Source organism: Acidobacteriota bacterium (assembly GCA_016712445.1).
Taxonomy (GTDB): Bacteria; Pseudomonadota; Alphaproteobacteria; order Caulobacterales; family Hyphomonadaceae; genus Hyphomonas.
The window spans coordinates 110,011-131,143 of the sequence record JADJRB010000002.1 but is presented as its reverse complement, the minus strand read 5'-3'; the positions used below and the strand labels follow the sequence as shown (position 1 = coordinate 131,143).

Below are 21,133 nucleotides of genomic sequence, written 5' to 3'. Positions count from 1 at the left end.
CAATCACCCCGGGGCGCGCGGTCCCAGCAGAATGACTGCGGCGCCAACAAGGCAGATGACCGCTCCAATCCCGTCCCAGCGGTCGGGCCGAACGCCCTCGACAGCCCAAAGCCATGCGAGAAAGCTGATGATGTAGACACCGCCATAAGCTGCGTACGTGCGCCCGGCCCCAGCCGTCTCAACCAGTGTCAGCAGCCAGGCAAAAACCACGAGAGAGGCAATGCCAGGCAACAGCCAGAGCGGCGACTTGCCGAGGCGTAACCATGCCCAGAATGCAAAACAGCCAGCGATCTCGGCAATTGCCGCGCCTGCATAAACAAACACCGTCGCCCGGATATCCATCACGTGCCTGTGGCCTTTTCGGGCACCCGTTACCACCCTTAAGCGAGGACTACCTCATGAAAGCCATTACCCTCTTCGCGGCAATCCTTGCTTTGAGCGCGTGCGCCAACTCTGCAACGCTGGCCAATAAAGCTGAGCTGTCTGCGGCCCCAACCGTGAAAGAAGCTTGCGGCATGAAGCCGGCAGGCAGGGTTAGATCATTCCGGTCGATGCGGCTTGTTCTGTACCGGGCCTGCAAGGCGAAAGCTGAGGCAGCGATTGCGAAAAGTGCAGGTGCCGCAGACTGATTTCAGGCGCCATCCCGCCCTCGCCGCAAGACTCCTGGCCTGCCAAACACTCCACCGTCGTTATCGCGAGCAATCTAAACTTCGGCGAATGGGCCAACGTGTTCGACGATACGAAAATGACAACCGCGCGGCTCCATTGGTTCACCCATCACCGCCGCATACTCGAAACAGGCAATGAAAGCGTTCGGTTCAAGAGCAGTTCAGCGCAGAAGCCTAAATCGAAAACGGAGAAGGCATCATCTTGACCCGGATAGGAAGCCCGAAAGATAGTCGAAAGACGGGTCACCTCTCGATGGAATTCCCGGGTCTAGTTCACATTAGAAATAAACAACATGTCCTATCTCTTCCTCAAGGCAGCCCTGTCAGGTGTTCTCATCGCCGTCATCTCGGAAGTCGCCCGGCGGTTTCCGGGTTTTGGAGGGCTGATTGCGTCCCTGCCGCTGATCTCGCTGATGGCGATCATCTGGCTGTGGCGGGACACGGGCGGCGATGTCGCCCAGGTCGCAAACCATGCCCGTGCGACGCTCTGGTATGTGGTCCCCAGCCTGCCTTTCTTCCTGATCTTGCCAGCACTGATGGAGAAAGACGTGAACTTCTGGGTGTCGCTTGCCGTCGCCAGCGCCATCACGATCGGCCTTTACGTGTCAGCGATCTGGCTTGCGGGCCGGCTGGGCATCTCCTTCGGACAAGGACAATAATCATGCGAACGCTGATCGTAGTGACAGGGCTCGCAGTTCCGAGCGCCTGCACAACTCATCCCAATGAGATCAAACCTCCGGTGACGGAGCAATCTGATGCCATCGAAAGAGCTTGCGGCACTCGGCCTGTATCAAAGCTCAGAGGGTCGCGTTCGCCGCGCGAGGTCATTTACTCGGCCTGCCGAAAGGAGACACTCAAGGCAATGCGCACAAATGAAGGCCCGGCAGATGCAAACTGAACTTCCAAACCTGCCAGCGCGCACTGCGCTCGCCCGGCCAATCCTCACTGCGCTGTTGGTCGCTCTCGCCTTTGCGCTTCCGGGCGAGGCCTTCGCACACGGCGTGGCCGAAGGCGACAAGGGATACATCCAGGAGATTTCAGGCGTCCACCTGATGTCCTTCCTCTATCTCGGCGCCAAGCACATGGTGACCGGATACGACCACATCCTCTTCCTGCTGGGCGTAATCTTCTTCCTCTACCGGATGAAGGACATCGGCATCTATGTCAGCCTGTTTGCCATCGGTCACTCGACCACGATGCTGGCCGGCGTCTTCTTCAACTTCGGCATCAACAGCTACATCATCGATGCGATCATCGGCCTGTCGATTGTCTACAAGGCGCTCGACAACATGGGCGCCTACCAGCGCTGGTTCGGCTTCCAGCCTAACACCAAGGCGGCCACCCTCATCTTCGGCTTCTGTCACGGCTTCGGGCTCTCCTCGAAAATCCTAGACTACGAGATTTCGCCGGACGGTCTGTTGCCTAACCTCCTGGCCTTCAATGTCGGTGTCGAGATCGGCCAGCTGCTCGCCCTCGGCGCCATCCTGATCGTCATGGGCTTCTGGCGGCGCACGCCCTCATTCCTGAAACATGCCTACACTGCAAACGTGGTGATGATGACCGCCGGCTTCCTGCTGATCGGCTACCAGCTCACCGGTTACTTCGTCGCCTAGGAGACCATGCTCATGTACAATACCGACATACCCAATCGCGCCGAACTTCCGACCACGCCGCAACTCCTGCGCTCGACCGCAATCGCCATCGCCGCCGCAGCGGTCCTGCTCGGCACCGTCGTGCTTCCCGCCGAGTACGCGGTTGATCCGACCGGTGTGGGCAAGATGCTCGGCCTCACGCAGATGGGAGAAATCAAGCAGCAGCTGGCGTCTGAAGCGGAGGCACAGGCGAACACGACGCAGCCTCCTGCCCTTGTCGCCGAGACCACAGAGCCGAGCGTCGCGCCAGCTGCGACTTCATCGGAGCCCGCTACCGAAGCCTGGCGCGATGTGGTCACACTGACACTGGCGCCAGATGAAGCCGCCGAAATCAAGCTCACCATGAAGAAGGGCGAAGTCGCTCCCTATGAATGGACGGCGTCACCGGGACACGTAAACTCGGATCTGCATGCCGATGGCGCTGGCGGTCTGTTTACCAGCTACCGGAAAGGCAGGGCTGAAACCCGCGATGCGGGAGAACTCACCGCCGATTTCGACGGCGCACACGGCTGGTATTGGCGCAACCGGAGCGGCGTGAGCGTCGAGGTCACGCTTCGCACCAACGGCGCCTATAGCGAAATCAAACGCGTCATCTGACAGAGCTCGGCGATCCGGAAAACCTAGACGAGGTCGAAGCGTTGGGAGCCTTCAGCCACGGTACTTGCCAAACAGGTCGACGAGCTCGGAAAACTTCTGCCGCTGGGTCTCAGCATCGCCGTCACGTATGGCTTCCTCTACGCAGTGAGCGGCGTGGTTCTTCAGGAGTTCATCTTCGACCTTGCCGAGCGCGGCCTTGATCGCCTGAACCTGGGTCAGGATATCGATGCAGTACCTGCCTTCCTCGACCATTCCGGACACGCCGCGTACCTGGCCTTCAATTCTTCTGAGCCGGGTTACAACGGATTTAGGCGGCGCGTGATGCATTTGACTTATACCTCTTGGGGGTATATTTAACCGACTGGAATTGGCTGGTCAACGCTCCATGATGGATTCGCTTCGCCGCGCGGTTATTGCACTCACCCTGCTTGTGCTGGGCGGCGGGCATGCGGCGTGTGCGTGCGCTTCGGTTGCACAGGCGGTGGCCGGACCAGGGGCAGTGGTGGCCACACTGGCAAGCCACGACATTCACACAGTCTCCCAGGACGCGCCTGACACTGATCACTGTGACCCGGGCTCCGAAGACGAGGGCCATGACTGTAGCGGGTGCGAAGCGGTTGCCCTGCCGTCCGATTCCTCGAACAAGGCGGTCAATACGTTTCCGGTTGACGCCGCCGGCCTTCCTGCCCAGCCTGCCACCGGGAGCCGCGGGGTATTCAAACTCGCGACGCTGAGGATTGAACCGGCCCGAGATCCGCCGAGGCCGAGTCCTTCGCTCGTTACCCTGAAGATACGCCTGCAGAATTGATCCTGTGATGATCGCTGCGCCCGCCTCCGGGCCGCGCAGTCAGCTTCTTCGTCATCTGAACGTGCGTGCGCTTTCGCGCCCGCTGTCCACACCGATCATTCACAGGAACGCTTCCCATGAAACTCTCCCACTCTATTCTCGCCGCTGCCGTTGTGTTTGCAGCCTCACCCGCCTTTGCGCTTGAAGGCGACAGCTCCGCTGCCGCGATGCAGCACTCTGATCATTGCGGCCTTCCGATGGGCGAAGGCACAGTGGCCGCCCTCGACGTGAAGGCATCCAAAGCCACGATCGATCACACGCCCATCGCCGCCCTCAACTGGGACGCCATGACGATGGACTTCAAGGCCGCCAAGGGCGTTGACCTGTCCGCCTTCGCCGCCGGCGACCGCGTCCATTTCCTTCTGACTGAGGACACAAAATCAAAGTCTTACAGGATTGAAGCGATGTGTTCGCTCGACGCCCCGAAAGGCCTGCATGACGCCTGCATGGGCAAGATGCACGAGACGGCCATGGCGCTCGCGGCAGCCAGCGGCAAATCCTGCGACATGGGCGGGATGGATCATGACGCGATGCCGGGCATGGACCACACCGGCATGAAGGGCATGGACCATGGCAACATGGACGGCATGAAGCACGGCGACATGAAACCAGCCGATGCCGAGGCCATGAACTGCAAGGAGATGTGCGCGATGATGAAGAAATCATCCGATGCTCCGCCGGCAGACGAAAAGCCCGCTGCTGAGATGGACCATAGCCAGCACTGATCCGGTCGCCTGCCGCGCAGGGCGCTTCCGGCGCGCGCGGCAGGCGCTCCTCACACAAGGTTCGAACCCATGCTCACACGACGCAATCTCCTCCGTACGGCCGCTGCAGGCGGACTCTTCGCGGCATCCAGCGCCCTGCTCCCGGCCTGGGCGCGGAGCGCTACTGCCGGCAACAAAGGAATCTTTGAAGTCTCCGGCAATGCCTTTGACCTCACCGTCGGCCACAGCGCCGTCGAGATCGGTGGACGCTCCGGCCATGCCATCACGATCAACGGAACGCTGCCCGGACCACTGATCCGGTTCCGCGAAGGCGAAAAGGTGACCCTCAAGGTCACCAATACACTCGACGAGGACACATCGATCCACTGGCACGGACTTCTCGTGCCGTTTCACATGGACGGGGTGCCCGGAGTTTCCTTCCCCGGCATCAAGCCGAAGTCGACATTCACCTATGAGTTCGCGGTCCCGCAGAGCGGCACCTACTGGTATCACTCCCATTCCGGGCTGCAGGAACAGATGGGGCACTACGGTCCGCTGATTATCGATCCTGCAGGGCCCGATCCTGTGCAGGCCGACCGCGAATACGTCCTCGTCCTGTCAGACTGGAGTTTCGAACATCCGCACAAGGTGTTTGCGCGCCTGAAGAAAGATGCTGCCATTTATAACTTCCAGCAGCGCACAGCTGGTGACTTCCTGAAGGACGCCCGTGAAAACGGTCTCGGCGCCACGCTTGCCGACCGCGCGTCGTGGGGCGCCATGCGCATGTCGCCGACCGACATCTCGGATGTCACGGCCTCGGTCTACACCTATCTGATCAACGGCCATTCGACGGAAGACAACTGGACCGCGATCTTCAATTCAGGAGAACGCGTCCGCCTACGGATCATCAACGCGTCAGCCATGACAATCTTCAATTTCCGGATCCCAGGATTGCCCATGACCGTGGTGGCTGCAGACGGGCTCCATGTGCAACCGGTCGAGACAGACGAGTTCCAGATCGGGGTTGCCGAGACCTATGACGTGATCGTCAGCCCGACCCGCGCCAGGCCGTTTGCGCTCGTCGCAGAATCGATCGACCGGTCAGGTCAGGTGGTCGCGACACTCGCGCCTGAAACGGGCCTTGTTGCAACCGCTCCCCTGCTGCGCGAACGCCCGACGCTGACCCACCGCGACATGGGCATGGACATGGCATCCATGGATCACGGCTCAATGGCGGGAATGGACCACGGCACCATGCCGGGCATGGATCATGGCGCCATGGACATGGCTGCGGCAGTCCCGCAAGGCCATGACCACAAGATGGGCGTCGGCGTGGATAACGTTGCGATGGTGCAAGTGAGCCGGATCGACGAGCCGGGGCTTGGGCTCGAATCGGTGCCGCACAGGGCGCTCAGGTATTCACAGCTCCGGAGCCTCACGCCCAACCCGGACACACGGGCACCGGGCCGCGAAATGGAAATCCATCTCACCGGCAATATGGAACGCTACATGTGGTCCTTCGACGGCGTGAAGCTTAGCGAAGTGACGGGTCCGATTATTTTCCATGAAGGCGAACGCCTGCGCGTGACGCTCGTCAACGATACGATGATGACGCACCCGATCCACCTGCACGGCATGTTCTTCGACCTCGTGGTGGGCGATACCGATCACAAGCCGCGCAAGCACACGGTGATCGTCAAACCTGCCGAGCGGCTGTCGTTTGATGTCACCGCCGACCATGTTGGCGACTGGGCCTTCCACTGCCACCTCCTGTTCCACATGCATGCCGGCATGATGCAGGTCGTCTCGGTCGTGCCACGAAATGCGGCGACCGGCGCTGACGATCCGCATAGGGATCATACGCCTTCAGATACTCCAGTGACGGACGACCCTCCGCCAAAAGAAGCCCCGATGACGGGCATGAGCCACGAAGGACACCGTTGATGACCCGCGCTCAGATGATTGCCATGCTTGTCCTGCTTTCTCCGGTGACGGCCGCGCCTGCTTTTGCGCAGGAAACACCCGCACCCGGATCGCAGGCTGAAACCTATTGGGACAAGGATGAGTTCAAGGCGTCTCAGGACGCCCTGAAAAAAGAGCATGGCGGAGGGACAAATTACATGATCCTCGCCGACCGGTTCGAATACCAATCGGGCGAGGGCTCTCCCGCTCTTCTTCTGGAAGGTCAGGGCTGGTGGGGTACGGACGAGAACCGGCTCTGGATAAAGTCCGAGATCGACTACGACCTGGATACGAGCAGTTTTGAAGAATCTGAAGTACAGGCGCTCTGGTCACGTCCGATCGCGCGCTATTTCGATCTGCAGGCAGGCGTGCGTCATGATTTCGAGCCGGGTCCGTCCCGCACCTACGCAGTCGCTGGAATCCAGGGGCTCGCTCACTACTGGTTCGAAATAGACGGGGCCGTGTTCCTCAGCGACGAAGGTGACCTTTCTGCTCGCCTCGAAGCCGAGTATGAATTCCTGCTGACCCAGCGCCTTGTCCTGCAACCGCGAACGGAACTGAACTTCGCGGCTGAGGACGTTCCTGAACTTGAAACCGGCGCCGGACTTTCCACTGCGGAAATGGGCCTGCGCCTGCGCTATGAGTTCGATCGTCAGTTCGCGCCCTATGTCGGGGTCAACTGGAAAGCCTCAACTGGCGAGACCGCAGACTATGCCCGCGCCCGCGGCGAGGACACGGAAACACTCTCTTTCGTCACCGGCATCAGGGTCTGGTTCTGAACTGCATTCCGCTCAAACTCTCAGTCCTGAAAGGACATCCCATGCACACGCTCAAACTGATCGCCGGATCATGTCTGGCCATCGCGCTCTCAGCTACTCCAGCGCTTGCTCACATCAGCGTCAAATCGACGAGCATCGAGAATGCGGCCGTCATCGAGTCCGCTCCTGAAGCCTTCTCCTTCAGCTTCAGCCAGCCGGTGGGCCTCATCGCGTTTTCTATCAAAACAGAAGCGGGTGAGGCCATCGATCTCGACTTCACGCCACCAAAAGCTCCGGCTGCCACATTCACAGTTCCGCTACCGGACCTCGCGCCCGGTCTCTACTGTGTGGAGTGGCGCACGATGTCGAAGGATGGTCATCCAATGACTGGAAAGTCGACTTTCCAACTGAGATAGGGTTGGACTCATATGCTCCTGCTGGACGCTGCCAATCTTGCAACAAAGATCCTGCTCTATGGCGCCAGCCTCGCAGCGATCGGGGCGGCGCTCCACGGGGCGCTTGGACTGCATGCCAACCGGCGCGCTTACTTCTGGCTCGCCGCCCTGGTGGGTCTCACCGCACTGATGCGGCTGCTTATTCTCAATGCACAGATGGGCGGCAGCCTCGGCGCAGCGTTGTCACTCGATCAGTTCGGGTGGACCTGGGCTGGCGGCGGGCGCCCTGCGCTCTCCCTCCTCGCTGGTGCTATCCTCCTATTTGCGGCAAGCATTGCAAAATGGCGCGTCCTTCTGATGTTCGCGGCTGTCAGCATCAGCGCCGGCTTCGGCCTCACCGGGCACACCGCAGGACTGGAGGCGCCCGGGCTCGCTCCCTGGGTTGTGGCGGTTCATGTCCTGATCGCCGGCTTCTGGCTGGCGGCCCCTGTCACGCTCTGGCCCGGACCCGCGATGACTGACTCAGATGTCCTCGCCCGGACCGAAGCGTTCAGCCGTGTCGCCAGGCTCATCGTGCCGCTGCTGTTTGTGTCCGGCCTTTATCTTTTCTGGCGGGTCAACGGCGACTTCCTGTCGACGCTAAGCTCCGGTTACGGACGGCTCCTGGCCGCCAAGCTTTTGGCCGCAACACTTATCCTCGGGCTCGGCGCGTTGAATATGACCCGTGTCACCCATCAGCTCGCGGCCGAACCTGCCAGGGGGCGCGCAACATTGCGGATCACCCTGCGGCTTGACGCTGTCCTCTTTACACTGATCCTCGGCATCATCGCCGCCGCCACAACGATTTCCGGCCCTATGGAATAAGGAAACTCCAATGAAAGCCAACCTCATCGCCTTTACCGCCGCTGTTTTCCTGTGTCTCGCAGGTCCGGCCGCTGCTGATCAGGGCGCCGCCCCTGAAGCACCGGACTCACCCGCCGGGATCGTCGAAGCATTCGCCGCCGCGCTCGATTCTGGCGATACAGCCGCGCTGTCTGCTCTGCTGGCCCCTGACGTTCAGATAGCCGAGAGCGGCGGGATCGAGCGCTCTCTCGATGAATACCGATCCCATCACATGGGGGCCGATATCGAGTTCTCAAAAGCGGTCGAGACAAAGGTCCTGAGCCGCCACATTTTTGAAGGCGAAGGACTGGCAACAATCATGACCGAAGCTGTGTCCACCGGTATGTTCCGGGGCAAGGCTGTCAACAGCAGCCTGATGGAAACGATGGTCCTCAAACAGAAGGACGGCGACTGGAAGATTGTCCACATACACTGGTCATCAGCGAGCCTTGCATCGGATCACGATCACTGAATCGGCGCATTGAAATTATACCCCCATGGGGTAATTGACGAATACGGTATGGGGGTATATCTTAAGATATAGAAAAGCACGCAGGAGCGCGGCATGTCTTCCACCGAAACCAGGACAAAAGCGGATCCGTTACCGAAGCGCGACCCGGTCTGCGGCATGACCCCGAAGGCAGACACCCCGCACCGCCTTATGCATGAAGGCGCCGAGGTCGTGTTCTGCAGCGCAGGTTGCAAATCCAAGTTTGAGGCAAATCCCGCCACCTACATGAATGCCTCCACGGCGCATGAGGCGGATATGCATGACCACTCAGGCCACAGGCCTGCCTGCCACGGTCATGCTGGCGCCACACCTATGAAGATGGCAGCAGCAGGAAGTCAGTGGACCTGCCCCATGCACCCGGAGATCGTGCGCGACGGCCCCGGCGCCTGCCCGATTTGCGGCATGGCCCTCGAGCCGATGACGCCCAGCGCAGGCGATGGCCCCAATCCCGAGCTGCGCGACATGAAACGGCGCTTTGTGTTCGGCCTAGTGCTGTCATTGCCGTTGCTGGTCATCGAAATGGGTGGGCACGTCTTCGGAATTGACCGGTTCATTCCGCCCACAATCAATCCCTGGATCCAGATGGCTCTGGCAACGCCCGTGGTTCTCTGGGCAGGCTGGCCTTTCTTTGCGCGGGGCGCCGCATCTGTCAGAAACCGCAGCCTCAACATGTTTTCGCTGATCGCGCTCGGTACCGGCGCGGCCTGGATCTACAGTATGATAGCCGCGATTGCGCCGGGCCTGTTCCCGGCCGAATTGCGCTCGGCGCACGGCACCGTACCCGTCTATTTTGAAGCCTCTGCGGTCATCATCACGCTGGTGCTGCTCGGGCAGGTGCTCGAACTCCAGGCGCGCGAAGCGACCGGAGGCGCGATCCGGGCGCTGCTTGACCTTGCGCCGAAAACAGCCCGCCGGATCAATGTAGATGGCACTGAAGAAGATGTACCGCTCGAGACGGTCGTTGCTGGTGATCGCCTGCGGGTGCGGCCCGGGGAAAAGATACCGGTAGACGGCGTCGTCACCGAGGGGCGCTCCTCCATCGACGAGTCGATGGTCACTGGGGAATCAATGCCGGTGACCAAATCGGTAAATGACCGCGTGATTGGCGCAACCGTCAATCAGACCGGCAGCCTGATTGTTGAAGCGCAGCGGGTCGGCAGCGAGACCATGCTCTCCCAGATCGTCCATCTCGTGGCCGACGCGCAACGCAGCCGCGCGCCTATCCAGCGCCTCGCCGACCAGGTGTCGGGCTGGTTTGTTCCAGCCGTAATCTTTGTCGCTGTAACGGCCTTCTTTGGCTGGCTCATATTCGGGCCGGACCCGGCCTTCTCTTACGGTCTCATAGCCGCCGTCTCGGTACTGATCATCGCTTGTCCGTGCGCGCTCGGTCTTGCGACACCGATGTCGATCATGACCGGTGTCGGTGCGGGCGCGCGGGCCGGCGTGCTGATCCGGAATGCCGAGGCGCTCGAACGCATGGAAAAGGTCGACACACTGCTCATCGACAAGACCGGCACACTGACAGAAGGCAAACCCGCGCTTGTCGGGATGGATATGGTTCCGGGCGCGGATGAAACGGTCGCCCTCCGCCTCGCCGCCAGCCTGGAAAGCCACAGCGAGCATCCGCTCGCCACAGCGATCGTCGCTGCCGCGCGCGCAAAAGGTCTTGGGCTCGCTGAGCCCTCAGAGTTCGACTCGCCCACGGGAAAAGGTGTCATCGGGACTGTTGAAGGACAGAAAGTGGCGCTGGGTGCCGAGCGGTTCATGGACGAACTCGCTATTGATACAAGCGCGTTGCGGACCCTTGCCGAGCGCCGCCGGGAGAACGGCGCAACCGCCATCTACCTCGCCGTCGATGGCGCCGCGCAGGCGGTGTTGGCAATTGCGGATCCGGTGAAGGCATCTACGCCAGGCGCGCTGAAAGCCCTTCGGGATGCCGGCCTGCATATCGTCATGGCGACCGGCGACAATCGCACCACCGCTGAGGCGATCGCCCGCTCTCTGGGTATCGATGCCGTCGAGGCCGAAGTGCTGCCTGCCCAGAAAGCCGATATCGTGAAACGCCTGATCGCCGAGGGCCGGGTCGTTGCCATGGCAGGCGACGGTGTCAATGACGCCCCTGCCCTGGCGGCCGCCGATGTCGGCATCGCTATGGGCACCGGCACCGACGTTGCCATTGAAAGCGCCGGCGTCACCCTGCTCAAGGGAGACCTTGGAGGCATTGTACGGGCCCGGACTATTTCGCGGGCAACCATGCGGAATATCCGCCAGAATCTCTTCTTTGCATTCGCCTATAACGCTGCCGGGATCCCCATCGCCGCCGGTGTGCTCTATCCCATCACCGGCGCTCTGCTCTCCCCCATGATCGCAGCCGCCGCGATGGCCCTGTCTTCTGTGTCCGTGATTGCCAATTCGCTGCGGCTGAATGCGCTCGAAAGACGCTAATTGGACAAGCTCATGGGGCCTTGTCGAACGAGAAGGACAACAAGATCAGGAATGCAAGACCGATCAAGCGGCTTGTCATCGGGCATTCTCGCTTAGCTCCGAAGTTCTTCCTGGACGATCTTGGGGCGCTGTTCGATCAGCGCGAGCAATACCCGCGCGGGGCCTGCAGGGCGCCTGCGCGCCTGCTCTCAGCTCTCCTGCCACAGAACTTTCATCCGGACGAGATTAGAGCGTCGGCGGTTTGTAGGCCTTTCGGCGCGGAGCTGGCAACGAACGATTACCGCCTAGCACACCGATCAAGTTCAGTTCATGGCCTTCTGCAAAACAATCATTCAAAGAAGACGAAGTGCCTCGCCGACATCCTATGTATAACAGTCTTGCCGAGCGCGTCGCCCTTGCGGACTAGAATCTGGGCAATCAGGGCGAAGCAAGCTGCTATCCGCAAAGCGCGTTCATCGGCCGATGCACAAGCGCACTCGGCTGCGGCAGGATCTCTCAAATGCTCTTCTGATTGACCCTCGCCGAGAGTTCTGCGGCGCTTTCCCTGCGCTCGGAGTAACGGTCGACGAGATAATCGGCGCGGTCACGCGTCAGCAGGGTAAACTTTACGAGTTCCTCCATCACATCGACGATCCGATCGTAGTATGGCGAAGGCTTCATCCGTCCGGCCTCGTCGAACTCCAGAAAGGCTTTGGCCACGGATGATTGGTTCGGAATGGTGATCAGGCGCATCCAGCGCCCCAGAATACGAAGCTGGTTGACCGCGTTAAAGCTTTGCGAGCCGCCGCATACCTGCATCACGGCGAGAGTTTTTCCCTGCGTTGGGCGCACACCGCCCAGGGAAAGGGGTATCCAGTCGATCTGCGTCTTCATGATTCCGGTCATGGCGCCGTGGCGTTCGGGCGAGCACCAGACCATGCCCTCCGACCAGATGACCAGATCCCTCAGTTCCCGGACTTTCGGATGATCGTCCGGGGCGCCATCAGCAAGTGGCAATCCCGCAGGATCAAAGACTTTGGTCTCGCAGCCAAACCGGCCGAGAACGCGCGCGGCTTCCTCGTTCGCGAGACGCGAGAACGAGCGCTCTCGCAGCGAGCCATGAAGCAACAGTATGCGCGGGGCGTGCCCGGCATGCAGCGGGGCAAGAAGGGCCGAGCGGTCGATCTGGTGAAAGCTCGCTTCATCAAGGGCAGGCAGCGAAGTATCGGAATCAACCAAGGCGAACTCCTTTCTCGTTGATTATCATTTCGCCGTCCTCTTTGTAGAGCGGCCCGGGCGGCATCCTGTCGAGCAGGTCAAGCACGAGCTCGCTCGGCCGGCAAAGGCGCACGCCTTTCGGGCTGCAGACAATGGGGCGGTTCACCAAGACGGGATGTGCCAGCATCGCGACGAGGATCACCTCATCGCTGACACCCGGCTCAAGCAGGCCGAGCTCTTGGGCTGGTGACTTCGATTCCCGCAGCGCGGTGCGGGGCGTCAGACTGGCGGCGGCGAACAGGGCGAGCAATTGCGGCCGGCTCCAGCCTTCTTTCAGATACTCGATGACAACAGGCGTTTCGCCGCTTGCCTCAATGATGGAGAGCACGTTGCGAGAGGTGCCGCAGTCGGGGTTGTGATGAATTACAATCATTTGGGCTCCTGATCGTGCGTTTGGGATTTGCGCCGGATTATCCCCTGCAGGTCGAGTGCTGCGGCGACCGTGTTTGAGATCGTTCCATACTTGCGCACATTCTTGTGCAGCAGCTCCAGTCGGGCGTCGGCTTCATCTGTATCGATCACCAGCTCATAAGTGACGGAGAGCATTTTTGGGGGCGAATCCTGACGGACGCCCTGTAAATGCACCTCTGCGCCGTCTAGCTGGAATTCAAGCAAAGGCGTTACGCGCTCGATCCCCTTCAGCATGCAGGCGGCTATGGACGCCAGAAAGAGCTCCGCCGGATTGAAAGCGTCCGGCCGGCCAGAAAGATCCGTGTCGAGAACAAGCACGGCCTGCTTGCTGCGCGCTTCACTGCCGTGCGTGTCTACACGCCAGGCAGAAACAGAGTATTCGAGCATGTCCTGGCTCCTACTTGAGATGGTCGGCCTGAAACGAGGCAAGGCGAGCATGGATCACATCGCGGATACGGCCAAAACGTTTGCGCATTTCGACCGGATTCAGCGAGGCATTGTCGGAGGGGGGACCGTCAATGCACCAATGCAAGTTTCCTGAACTTTCGACGGCACACTGGCACGTCTCCTCGGCGCAGATTGTGATGACGAAGTCGAACTCTGCCATGTCAATCTCTTGGATCGTCGTTGAAGTATCACCCGTGATGTCGATGCCAAGCTCTGCCATGGCTCTAATGGCGTGGGTATTTGGCCGGGCTCCGGAAGGTACGGCGTTTGTGATTACGGCTCTTCGTCCAAACCTATGGCGCGCAAGCCCTGCGGCCATCAAAGTGTAGGCAGAATGCTCGGCGCAGAAGAACAGGACCTTCATGATACGTGTCTTCAGTCTTCAACCGGGAAAGCCGCTCTGGTCCGGTTGGCAAAGGCGACCAAGGTGAGCATCACCGGCACTTCGACCAGAACGCCAACGACAGTCGCGAGCGCCGCGCCGGAGTTCAGGCCAAAGAGGCTGATGGCAACGGCGACCGCAAGTTCGAAGAAGTTTGACGTGCCGATCATCGCGCAGGGCGCAGCGATCTTGTGAGGGACTTTCCAGGCCCATGCCGCCACATAAGCAATCGCAAATATGCCATACGACTGAATGAGGATGGGTACTGCAATCAGCGCAATGATCAGGGGGCGGTCAATGATCGTCTCGCTCTGAAAACCGAATAGCAGGACGACTGTGGCGAGCAGACCAATAACCGACAGCGGCTTGATGCTCTGGGTGAAATCCAAAACCGCCGCTTCACCGCGGCGCTTCATCAAGGCATTGCGTGTCAAAACGCCGGCGGCCAGTGGCAACAGCACATAGAGCACAACCGACAGGACAAGTGTCTCCCACGGCACAGCGATTTCGGACACACCCAGCAGGAAGGCAACGAGCGGCGCAAATGCGAATACCATCACGGCGTCGTTCACGCTGACCTGCACCAGCGTGTAGTTCGGATCGCCCTTGGTCATCTGCGACCATATAAACACCATGGCCGTGCAGGGCGCAGCGCCGAGCAGGATCAGCCCTGCGATATAGCCGTCAGCTTCGGCGGGCGGGATAAAACCGGCAAATACATGCCGGAAAAACAGAACGCCCAGAAGCGCCATGGTAAAGGGCTTGATCAGCCAGTTGACCACCAGCGTGATAATCAGGCCCTTAGGCCGGTCGCCGACCCGCCGCATGGCCGAAAAGTCGACACCGATCATCATCGGCCAGACCATTGCCCAGATCAGAACGGCGACAGCGAAGTTGACGTTGGCGTATTCCAGGACAGCCAGCGCCTGGAACGCGCCGGGCAACAGCAGGCCAAGGCCGATCCCCGCCAGGATGCACAGACCCACCCAGACAGACAGATAGCGTTCGAAAGTGCCCATCGGACTTGTCCTTCAAAAATCAAACGTGAGTTGTGCGTACCCGAAAAGCGTGCCGTCGCCGCCTGGTGCGCCGGGTGCATTTTTGGCGAATTCGCCGAAGGCCAAGGCTGAAGCTCCGATCTCGAGGCGCAGGCTGTCCGGGACAACCCAGTAGCGGGCCCGCGCGTCCAACGCGTGCCCAATGAAATCACCAGATTGCCCTGTTGGATCTCGCAGGCGGGCAATGACCCAACTGTCTGTCGGCGAGGCGAGGTAGGCTGCGTGGTATTGAAACCAGCCGTCCCAGCGTTCGCTGGGCGTCACCTGCACCCGCAAGCCCGGCGCACTCAGGTTTGCCGGAGTCAGCGGGCCATGGATAGACGTGTTGTTGAGGTCAGTCCGGCGCGATCCAAAGAGCCGCTCGTACTGGTCGAATGAGAGATCGTCAGGGTCCTCGTCGCCGCTGGCAAAATAATACTCGATGGCTATGCGCGGACGCCAAGGGGCATCGAAACTATAGCCCAGTGCCGCGTATAGCATTTCGCCGTCCACGGTGAGGCTTTGCGTGTCCGACGCGCTGCTCGTGCCGTAACGGGTACCTTTCCGGATCGCGCCTTCCAGATCCACGTCCCATCGGCCTGTTTGTGGTTTGCGGTACAGTCTGAAGCCTGGAGTGATGTAGGAACGGTCGGGGGTCTGTGCGCTGCGGGTGTCTTTTTCTTCAAGGCCATAAACGAAAACTTCGCCCGACAAACCGGGTGCCAGGTCCGGCAGGATTTCTGCCCGGCTATAGTGGACGCCCCAAATGTGGCGGCCCCATTGCTCTTCGTCCCCCGAGAGTTGGTTCTCGCCGAGGGCAGACCGCGCCCCCGGAAAGCGGGCTGTCGGAACGACTGACAAGATGTGGAGCTCGTCGCCGTTCTCTGCCTCGCTGATCAGGTGCGCACCGGTGTAGCTGAAGATCACGTTCGCAAACTCAACCCGTTCAATCTGGCGCCGCGATCCGATGGAAACGGTTTGACGGCCAAGCTTGACGTTTGTGGCCGAGTTCTCACCCAGCAAGCCCGGCAGGTCGTCGAAACGCGCATAGATCTGAAGTACGTCAACCGGGTTCAAGAAGCTGGTCGAGAGCGGTGTTCCGGCATCGCCCAGATAGGTCCGACTGTCTTGTATCTCCGCGCCAAATGTCACGGCGCCCGTGTCGGCCTCGGCAAGCAGAAGTGTCCTGAAGAGCAGGAGCTGGTCGCTGCCGCTTCCGCCCGCCCGGAATTGTCCGTCGAGGGTTTCGTACCTTGCCCGCGTTTCGCCCTCCAGCGTCAGCCAGCTTGGCGCATCAACCGCTTCTTCGAGCCGGAACGGTTCCTGAGCGAAAGCCGCGCCCGCAACCGAACCTAAAAGGGCGCAGACAAACAGGGCGTGTCTCATCGCGTCTCCTCACCGCGAGGGGTTCACGGCAAGACCCGACTAAAGGAAGAAGATGGTTATTTCAATATTCTATCGAATATAGAATTAGCACGAGAGGCAGCTCAGCTCTGCTAGCGGTGTGCAGATCTCCGGACGTCCATGGCAGCAGTCTTGAACGAGCGTTTCCAGAAGGGCATTCACGGCTTTGATCTCGGCGCGATAGATCATCCGGCGACCGTCGCGCTCGACGCTTACGAGCCCGGCATTCACCAGGATGGTCAGGTGGCCGGACAGTTTGTTCGGTGCAAGTCCGAGATGTTCAGCGATGGCGCCTGCCTGCATGCCGTTCGGGCTGGCTTCCATGAGTGCGCGGAAGGTCTGCAACCGCGTATTCTGGGCAAGTGCCGAGAGTTGATCCAGAGTCTCCGAGAGATCCGTCACGTTTCGCAATCGACCGGGTTTCAAGCAAGTGCCTCCAACATGGACTGAGAGCCAACGCCTCTTTGCAGCATCCACGCAATGGTCTCGAACCAGACCTGCGAGGTCAAGCCACACTCCGGAAATGGCTCAAGGAAGTATGCGAGCGTGATCCCGGCAAAATGACCTGTGATCTGCGCACCGGATTTTGAACTTCATGTTGCACGCCGCTCCGGCGCGCCTTGCTCGACGTCTGCTTCCTCGCCGGTGCACCAGGTGGCTTCCAGCGACGGCCGCCTGCATCCAGCAACACTTATAAATCATGACCCAGCCCCTGATCCGGGTCGTTTACTTGGAGACTTCGCCTTTCCTACTGGCTGGGGGCTGGGTCATCAATTTTCGCTCCACAGTTCATGCTTCGAGACGGATCGGCAACCTCGTCGATTAGGCTCTCTTGACCCGGCTCTTAGAGTCAGGGACTTCATCTTGTAGGATTTCCTGTGGAAAGCGGAATCGAACCACTCTCCCATGCCAACAGCTACCGATTTGTTGGCAGATTGTTGGCATTCGACGACGCGCCATATTAATTTCTGAAATCAAAACAGAGGTGTAAAGGCGTTCGCGATTCCGCCCCCGGGCACCATAAGTCCTCCAGACGATCTGCGCTTGGACCCGCCTTCGGGGGCGCCAAAGCGTGTCCTGCGCAGGGGTGCGGCTTCTCAGCACTTGCAAATCATTCGCAAAAAGAAGACATACGGGGCAACGAGGATTTGCCCCATGACCCTTGATGAATTGCCTGAAGGCGCCAGCGCCCGGATCGTCGCCATCGACGGGGTTGTCGCCGAGTTGGCCGCGAAGCTGCGCGAGATCGGCTTCTGCGAAGGGGATGATGTGGAGCTGCTGACGCGCGGGCCGTTGGCCGGCCAGCCGCTGGCGATCCGCCTGAACCGGCGTATCATTGCGATGCGCACCCGCGAGGCGCGGGCCATCGAGGTGGAGCGCGGGCGTTGAACCCTTTCAGGCTGGCGCTGGTGGGCGCGCCCAACAGCGGCAAGTCCACACTTTTCAACGGCCTCACCGGCGGCCGCGCCAAGACGGCGAACTATGCGGGCGTGACAGTGGAGCGCCGGCACGGCGCGTTCACGACGCCGGCCGGGCATGCCATCGACCTGCTGGACCTGCCCGGCATTTATGGCTTTTCGTCCCGGTCGCTGGATGAGCGCGTGTCGGTCGACACGATCCTCGGACGCAGCGCCGACGAGCCGATGCCGGACGGCCTGCTGCTGCTGATCGATGCCGGCGATATCCGCACACAATTGCATTTCGTGTTGCAGGTCCGCGCGCTGGGACGGCCGATGGTGCTGGCGCTGAACATGATCGACCTGGCCGAGCGCGACGGCGTGAAGATCGACGTGGCTGCGCTCGAGCGCCGGCTGGGCGTTGCCGTTGTGCCGACGCGCGCGACGCGCTCGAGCGGGCGCGCCGCCCTGCTTGCGCGGCTTGATGAACAGATTGCGTCTGAAGGCTGGACCGCGCAGCGCACCGCCGAGGCGCCGACGACCGAGAACCTGAAGGCGCTGCAACGCGAAGCGCGCGACATTGCCCGCGAAGTGATCCTCGAGGAGCCGGCGATCAACCGGGCGACGCGCGCGATTGACCGCGTGGTGTTGCACAAGATTGCCGGGCCCCTGATTCTGGCGGCAGCACTGTTCCTGATGTTCCAGGCGGTGTTCACCTGGGCGACGGGGCCGATGGATGCCATCGAGGCGGGCGTCGGCGCACTGAACGGCTGGCTGCAATCGGTGATGCCGGACAACTGGTTCCGCAGCCTGATCACCGACGGCATCATCGCCGGCGTGGGCAGCGTGATCGTGTTCCTGCCGCAGATCGTGATCCTGTTTGCGCTGATCCTGCTGCTGGAAGCCTCCGGCTACATGGCGCGCGCGGCGTTCATGATGGACGAGATCATGTTGCGGGTGGGCCTCAACGGGCGGGCCTTCATCCCGCTGCTGTCGAGTTTCGCCTGCGCGATTCCGGGCATCATGGCGGCCCGCACGATCGAGAACGAGCGCGACAGGATCACCACGATCATGGTGGCGCCGCTGATGACGTGTTCGGCGCGCCTGCCGGTCTACACGCTGATCATTGCGGCTTTCATTCCGCCGACGAGTGTCGGTCCGTTCGGGCTGCAGGGGCTGGTGATGTTCGGGCTGTACCTGGCGGGAATCGTCAGTGCCGTGATCGTTGCGTTCGTGCTGAAGCGGACGGTGACCAAAGGCCCGCCGCAGGCCCTGTTGATGGAGCTGCCGAGCTACAAGCTGCCGGAACTGCATGACTTCGCGATCAACTTGTTTTCGCGCGCCTGGGCGTTCCTGCGCCGCGCGGGCACGGTGATCTTCACGGTGTCGGTCGTGCTCTGGTTTCTCGCGAGCTATCCGGCGACGGAAGGCGGCATCCGCGATTCGTTCGCCGGGATGCTGGGATCGATCCTTGAGCCGGTGCTGCGACCGATCGGGTTCAATCTCGAGATCTCGATCGCGCTGGTGCCGGGCATGGCGGCGCGCGAAGTGGCGGTCGGCGCGCTCGGCACGGTGTATGCGGTGCAGGGCGGCGGCGAGGCTGGCCTGGCGAGCGTGCTGCAGTCGGCCTGGTCGCTACCCACGGCGCTCGCCTTCCTCGCCTGGTATGTCTACGCGCCGCAATGCCTGGCGAGCCTGGCCGTTGCAAAGCGCGAGACCAACTCCTGGCGCTGGACGGCGCTGATCGTGGTCTACCTGTTCGCGCTGGCCTATATCGCGGCGGGCGCGACCTACTGGATCGCTACCGCGCTGCTCTGACGCCGATCAAGACATCGCGGGTACGCGGCCGGCCATCGAGCGCAGCAAGTCTTCGAGGTCCTTTTGGGCAAAGGGCTTGCTCAACCTCGGCAGGTCGATCGACGTGCCCGGCGGCAGCTGGGCGTAGCCTGTTGCGATGACCACAGGCAGGGCCGGCCACTCGGCGGCGATGCGTTCGGCGAGCTGGACGCCGGTCATGTGCGGCATGGCCTGGTCGCTGATCACGAGATCGATGCGTGGAGTGTTGCGAAGGATGGCGAGCGCCGCCTCGCCGGAGGAGGCCTCGATCGCGGTATGGCCAAGGTCGTCCAGCATTGCGGACGTTCCCATCAGGACCAGCGGATCGTCGTCGACGACGAGAATGTTCAAGGTGCGGGCGGCCGGCGGGACTTTGGGCGGCTCCGCCTTGACAGGGTCGACGTGCACGGCGGCCGGCGCGGTTGCACGCAGCCACAGCGTCATTGTGGTACCCCGGCCCGGCGAGCTGCGGATCTCGAGCGTGCCGCCGGACTGGGCGCAGAGCCCTTGCACCATCGAAAGGCCGAGACCGGTGCCCTTGCCGACGCCCTTGGTGGTGAAGAAGGGTTCGACGGCACGCCGGACGGTTTCCTCGTCCATGCCCTTGCCATCGTCCGTCACGGAGAGGGTCGCATAGTTGCCCGGCTCGAGACCGAGCGGGCTATCTTGCTCGACTGTCTCGCGGCGCGCCGAGATGGTGATGAGGCCGCCGTCCGGCATCGCATCGCGGCTGTTGACGATGAGGTTCAGGAGGCCGTTCTCGAGCTGGTGAGGGTCGACCGTGACCATCGGCAGGCCGGCCGGGAAATGGTATTCGAGGTCGATACCGGCGCCGATCGACTGTTCGAGCATGGGGCTGAGGCCATGCAGGAGCGCCGGCAGCGCAGTGGGGCGCGGCGCAAGTTCCTGACGGCGGGCGAAGGCCAGCATGCGCTGGGTAAGCGTGACGCCGCGCCGGGCGCCGGCGAGCGAATTGTCGAGCAGGGAAATCATCTCCGCGTCCGCCGGCAAGCGCTTGCGAAGCAGTTCGAGGTTCGACAGGACCACCATGAGCAGGTTGTTGAAGTCGTGGGCGACGCCGCCGGTGAGCTGTCCGATGGCTTCGAGTTTCTGCGTCTGGAACAGGGCTTCCTTGGCCTGGTTGAGGACATCCTCGGCATGCTTGCGCTCGGAAATGTCGCGCGTGATCTTCGCGAAACCGATGACGTGTCCCGACGGGTCGTGGATCGCGTCGATGACGACGCTCGCCCAGAACTCACTGCCGTCCTTGCGCACGCGCCGGCCTTCCGCCTCGAAGCGCCCTTCCCGGGCAGCTGTTTCCAGCGCGAGCTTCGGCTTTCCGGCGCGGCGGTCTTCCTCGGTGTAGAAGCGCTCGAAGTTCTCGCCGATGATCTCGCTCTCGGTATAGCCCTTGAAGCGCTGGGCGCCGGGATTCCAGCTACTGACGAAGCCCCGGCGATCCAGCATGTAGATGGCGAAATCGGTGATCGCGTCGATCAGAAGCTGGTAGCGCTTTTCATCGGTCAGCGCCGCCAGCGTCG

At 61.3% G+C, this 21,133-nt stretch carries 23 protein-coding genes and 1 pseudogene; 14 read left to right on the top strand and 10 right to left on the bottom strand.

Translation table 11 applies throughout. The features are described 5' to 3' along the window. Positions 1-3: 3 nt before the first annotated feature. Complete coding sequence (locus IPK75_13590) at positions 4-342, bottom strand: YnfA family protein (protein MBK8199382.1); 339 nt, start codon at positions 340-342, stop codon at positions 4-6. A 56-nt stretch (positions 343-398) separates the two neighbouring features. Here IPK75_13590 and IPK75_13585 point away from each other — a divergent pair, with 56 nt between their 5' ends. From IPK75_13585 to IPK75_13565, 5 genes are all read left to right on the top strand, one after another. Further along, positions 399-629: a hypothetical protein gene (locus tag IPK75_13585; protein ID MBK8199381.1), complete on the top strand. Its 231-nt coding sequence runs from the start codon at positions 399-401 to the stop codon at positions 627-629. After that, positions 626-874 (top strand): ATP-binding protein, encoded by a 249-nt coding sequence (locus IPK75_13580; GenBank protein MBK8199380.1) that lies wholly within the window; start codon positions 626-628, stop codon positions 872-874. The genes IPK75_13585 and IPK75_13580 overlap by 4 nt, the downstream gene beginning before the upstream one ends. An 87-nt stretch (positions 875-961) precedes the next feature. Then, positions 962-1,327 carry a DUF3147 family protein gene (locus IPK75_13575; protein MBK8199379.1) on the top strand — a complete coding sequence of 122 codons (366 nt, stop codon included), beginning with the start codon at positions 962-964 and terminating at the stop codon, positions 1,325-1,327. Positions 1,328-1,555: 228 nt separating this feature from the next. Next, entirely contained in the window at positions 1,556-2,281 is a 726-nt protein-coding gene (locus IPK75_13570) for a HupE/UreJ family protein (GenBank protein MBK8199378.1), read from the top strand. A gap of 12 nt (positions 2,282-2,293) precedes the next feature. Continuing rightward, positions 2,294-2,917, top strand: a complete 624-nt coding sequence (locus IPK75_13565; protein ID MBK8199377.1) for a transmembrane anchor protein — start codon at positions 2,294-2,296, stop codon at positions 2,915-2,917. 51 nt (positions 2,918-2,968) lie between these two features. On the opposite strand, the gene IPK75_13560 is transcribed toward IPK75_13565, so the two are convergent. After that, positions 2,969-3,244, bottom strand: coding sequence for a metal-sensitive transcriptional regulator (locus IPK75_13560; protein ID MBK8199376.1), 276 nt, complete (start codon positions 3,242-3,244; stop codon positions 2,969-2,971). Between the two features lie 597 nt (positions 3,245-3,841). On the opposite strand from IPK75_13560, the gene IPK75_13555 reads away from it, so the two are divergent. From IPK75_13555 to IPK75_13525, 7 genes are all read left to right on the top strand, one after another. After that, the gene (locus IPK75_13555; GenBank protein MBK8199375.1) at positions 3,842-4,489 is read left to right on the top strand and encodes a copper-binding protein; all 648 of its coding nucleotides are present in this window, start codon (positions 3,842-3,844) and stop codon (positions 4,487-4,489) included. A gap of 69 nt (positions 4,490-4,558) precedes the next feature. After that, positions 4,559-6,412, top strand: coding sequence for a copper resistance system multicopper oxidase (locus IPK75_13550; protein MBK8199374.1), 1,854 nt, complete (start codon positions 4,559-4,561; stop codon positions 6,410-6,412). Between the two features lie 14 nt (positions 6,413-6,426). Then, positions 6,427-7,209, top strand: coding sequence for a copper resistance protein B (locus tag IPK75_13545; GenBank protein MBK8199373.1), 783 nt, complete (start codon positions 6,427-6,429; stop codon positions 7,207-7,209). Positions 7,210-7,250: 41 nt separating this feature from the next. After that, on the top strand, positions 7,251-7,604 hold the full coding sequence (locus IPK75_13540; GenBank protein MBK8199372.1) for a copper resistance protein CopC: 354 nt from the start codon (positions 7,251-7,253) through the stop codon (positions 7,602-7,604). Positions 7,605-7,616: 12 nt separating this feature from the next. Further along, positions 7,617-8,447: a CopD family protein gene (locus IPK75_13535; GenBank protein ID MBK8199371.1), complete on the top strand. Its 831-nt coding sequence runs from the start codon at positions 7,617-7,619 to the stop codon at positions 8,445-8,447. 10 nt (positions 8,448-8,457) lie between these two features. Beyond that, the gene (locus IPK75_13530; GenBank protein ID MBK8199370.1) at positions 8,458-8,937 is read left to right on the top strand and encodes a nuclear transport factor 2 family protein; all 480 of its coding nucleotides are present in this window, start codon (positions 8,458-8,460) and stop codon (positions 8,935-8,937) included. A 93-nt stretch (positions 8,938-9,030) separates the two neighbouring features. Continuing rightward, positions 9,031-11,421: a heavy metal translocating P-type ATPase gene (locus IPK75_13525; protein MBK8199369.1), complete on the top strand. Its 2,391-nt coding sequence runs from the start codon at positions 9,031-9,033 to the stop codon at positions 11,419-11,421. 495 nt (positions 11,422-11,916) lie between these two features. On the opposite strand, the gene arsH is transcribed toward IPK75_13525, so the two are convergent. The 7 genes from arsH to IPK75_13490 all read right to left on the bottom strand — a co-directional run bounded on the left by arsH (position 11,917) and on the right by IPK75_13490 (position 16,761). Beyond that, positions 11,917-12,618, bottom strand: a complete 702-nt coding sequence (gene arsH, locus IPK75_13520; GenBank protein MBK8199368.1) for an arsenical resistance protein ArsH — start codon at positions 12,616-12,618, stop codon at positions 11,917-11,919. 13 nt (positions 12,619-12,631) lie between these two features. After that, positions 12,632-13,051, bottom strand: coding sequence for an arsenate reductase family protein (locus IPK75_13515; GenBank protein ID MBK8199367.1), 420 nt, complete (start codon positions 13,049-13,051; stop codon positions 12,632-12,634). Continuing rightward, positions 13,048-13,476: an OsmC family protein gene (locus IPK75_13510; protein ID MBK8199366.1), complete on the bottom strand. Its 429-nt coding sequence runs from the start codon at positions 13,474-13,476 to the stop codon at positions 13,048-13,050. Before IPK75_13510 ends, IPK75_13515 begins: the two co-directional genes overlap by 4 nt. Before the next feature lie 10 nt (positions 13,477-13,486). After that, positions 13,487-13,900, bottom strand: coding sequence for an arsenate reductase ArsC (locus IPK75_13505; GenBank protein MBK8199365.1), 414 nt, complete (start codon positions 13,898-13,900; stop codon positions 13,487-13,489). Between the two features lie 11 nt (positions 13,901-13,911). Then, a complete protein-coding gene (gene arsB / locus IPK75_13500; protein MBK8199364.1) occupies positions 13,912-14,937 on the bottom strand; it encodes an ACR3 family arsenite efflux transporter in 1,026 nt (341 codons plus the stop codon). Between the two features lie 12 nt (positions 14,938-14,949). After that, positions 14,950-16,341, bottom strand: coding sequence for an alginate export family protein (locus tag IPK75_13495; protein MBK8199363.1), 1,392 nt, complete (start codon positions 16,339-16,341; stop codon positions 14,950-14,952). An 84-nt stretch (positions 16,342-16,425) separates the two neighbouring features. Beyond that, the gene (locus tag IPK75_13490) at positions 16,426-16,761 is read right to left on the bottom strand and encodes a helix-turn-helix transcriptional regulator (GenBank protein MBK8199362.1); all 336 of its coding nucleotides are present in this window, start codon (positions 16,759-16,761) and stop codon (positions 16,426-16,428) included. A 753-nt stretch (positions 16,762-17,514) separates the two neighbouring features. Between IPK75_13490 and IPK75_13485 the strand changes: the two genes are divergently transcribed. Then, a complete protein-coding gene (locus IPK75_13485; GenBank protein ID MBK8199361.1) occupies positions 17,515-17,748 on the top strand; it encodes a ferrous iron transport protein A in 234 nt (77 codons plus the stop codon). Continuing rightward, a complete protein-coding gene (gene feoB / locus IPK75_13480) occupies positions 17,745-19,574 on the top strand; it encodes a ferrous iron transport protein B (GenBank protein ID MBK8199360.1) in 1,830 nt (609 codons plus the stop codon). Before IPK75_13485 ends, feoB begins: the two co-directional genes overlap by 4 nt. A 6-nt stretch (positions 19,575-19,580) precedes the next feature. On the opposite strand, the pseudogene IPK75_13475 reads toward feoB, so the two are convergent. Next, positions 19,581-21,110 (bottom strand): annotated as a pseudogene (locus IPK75_13475) (PAS domain S-box protein). Positions 21,111-21,133: the final 23 nt, after the last annotated feature.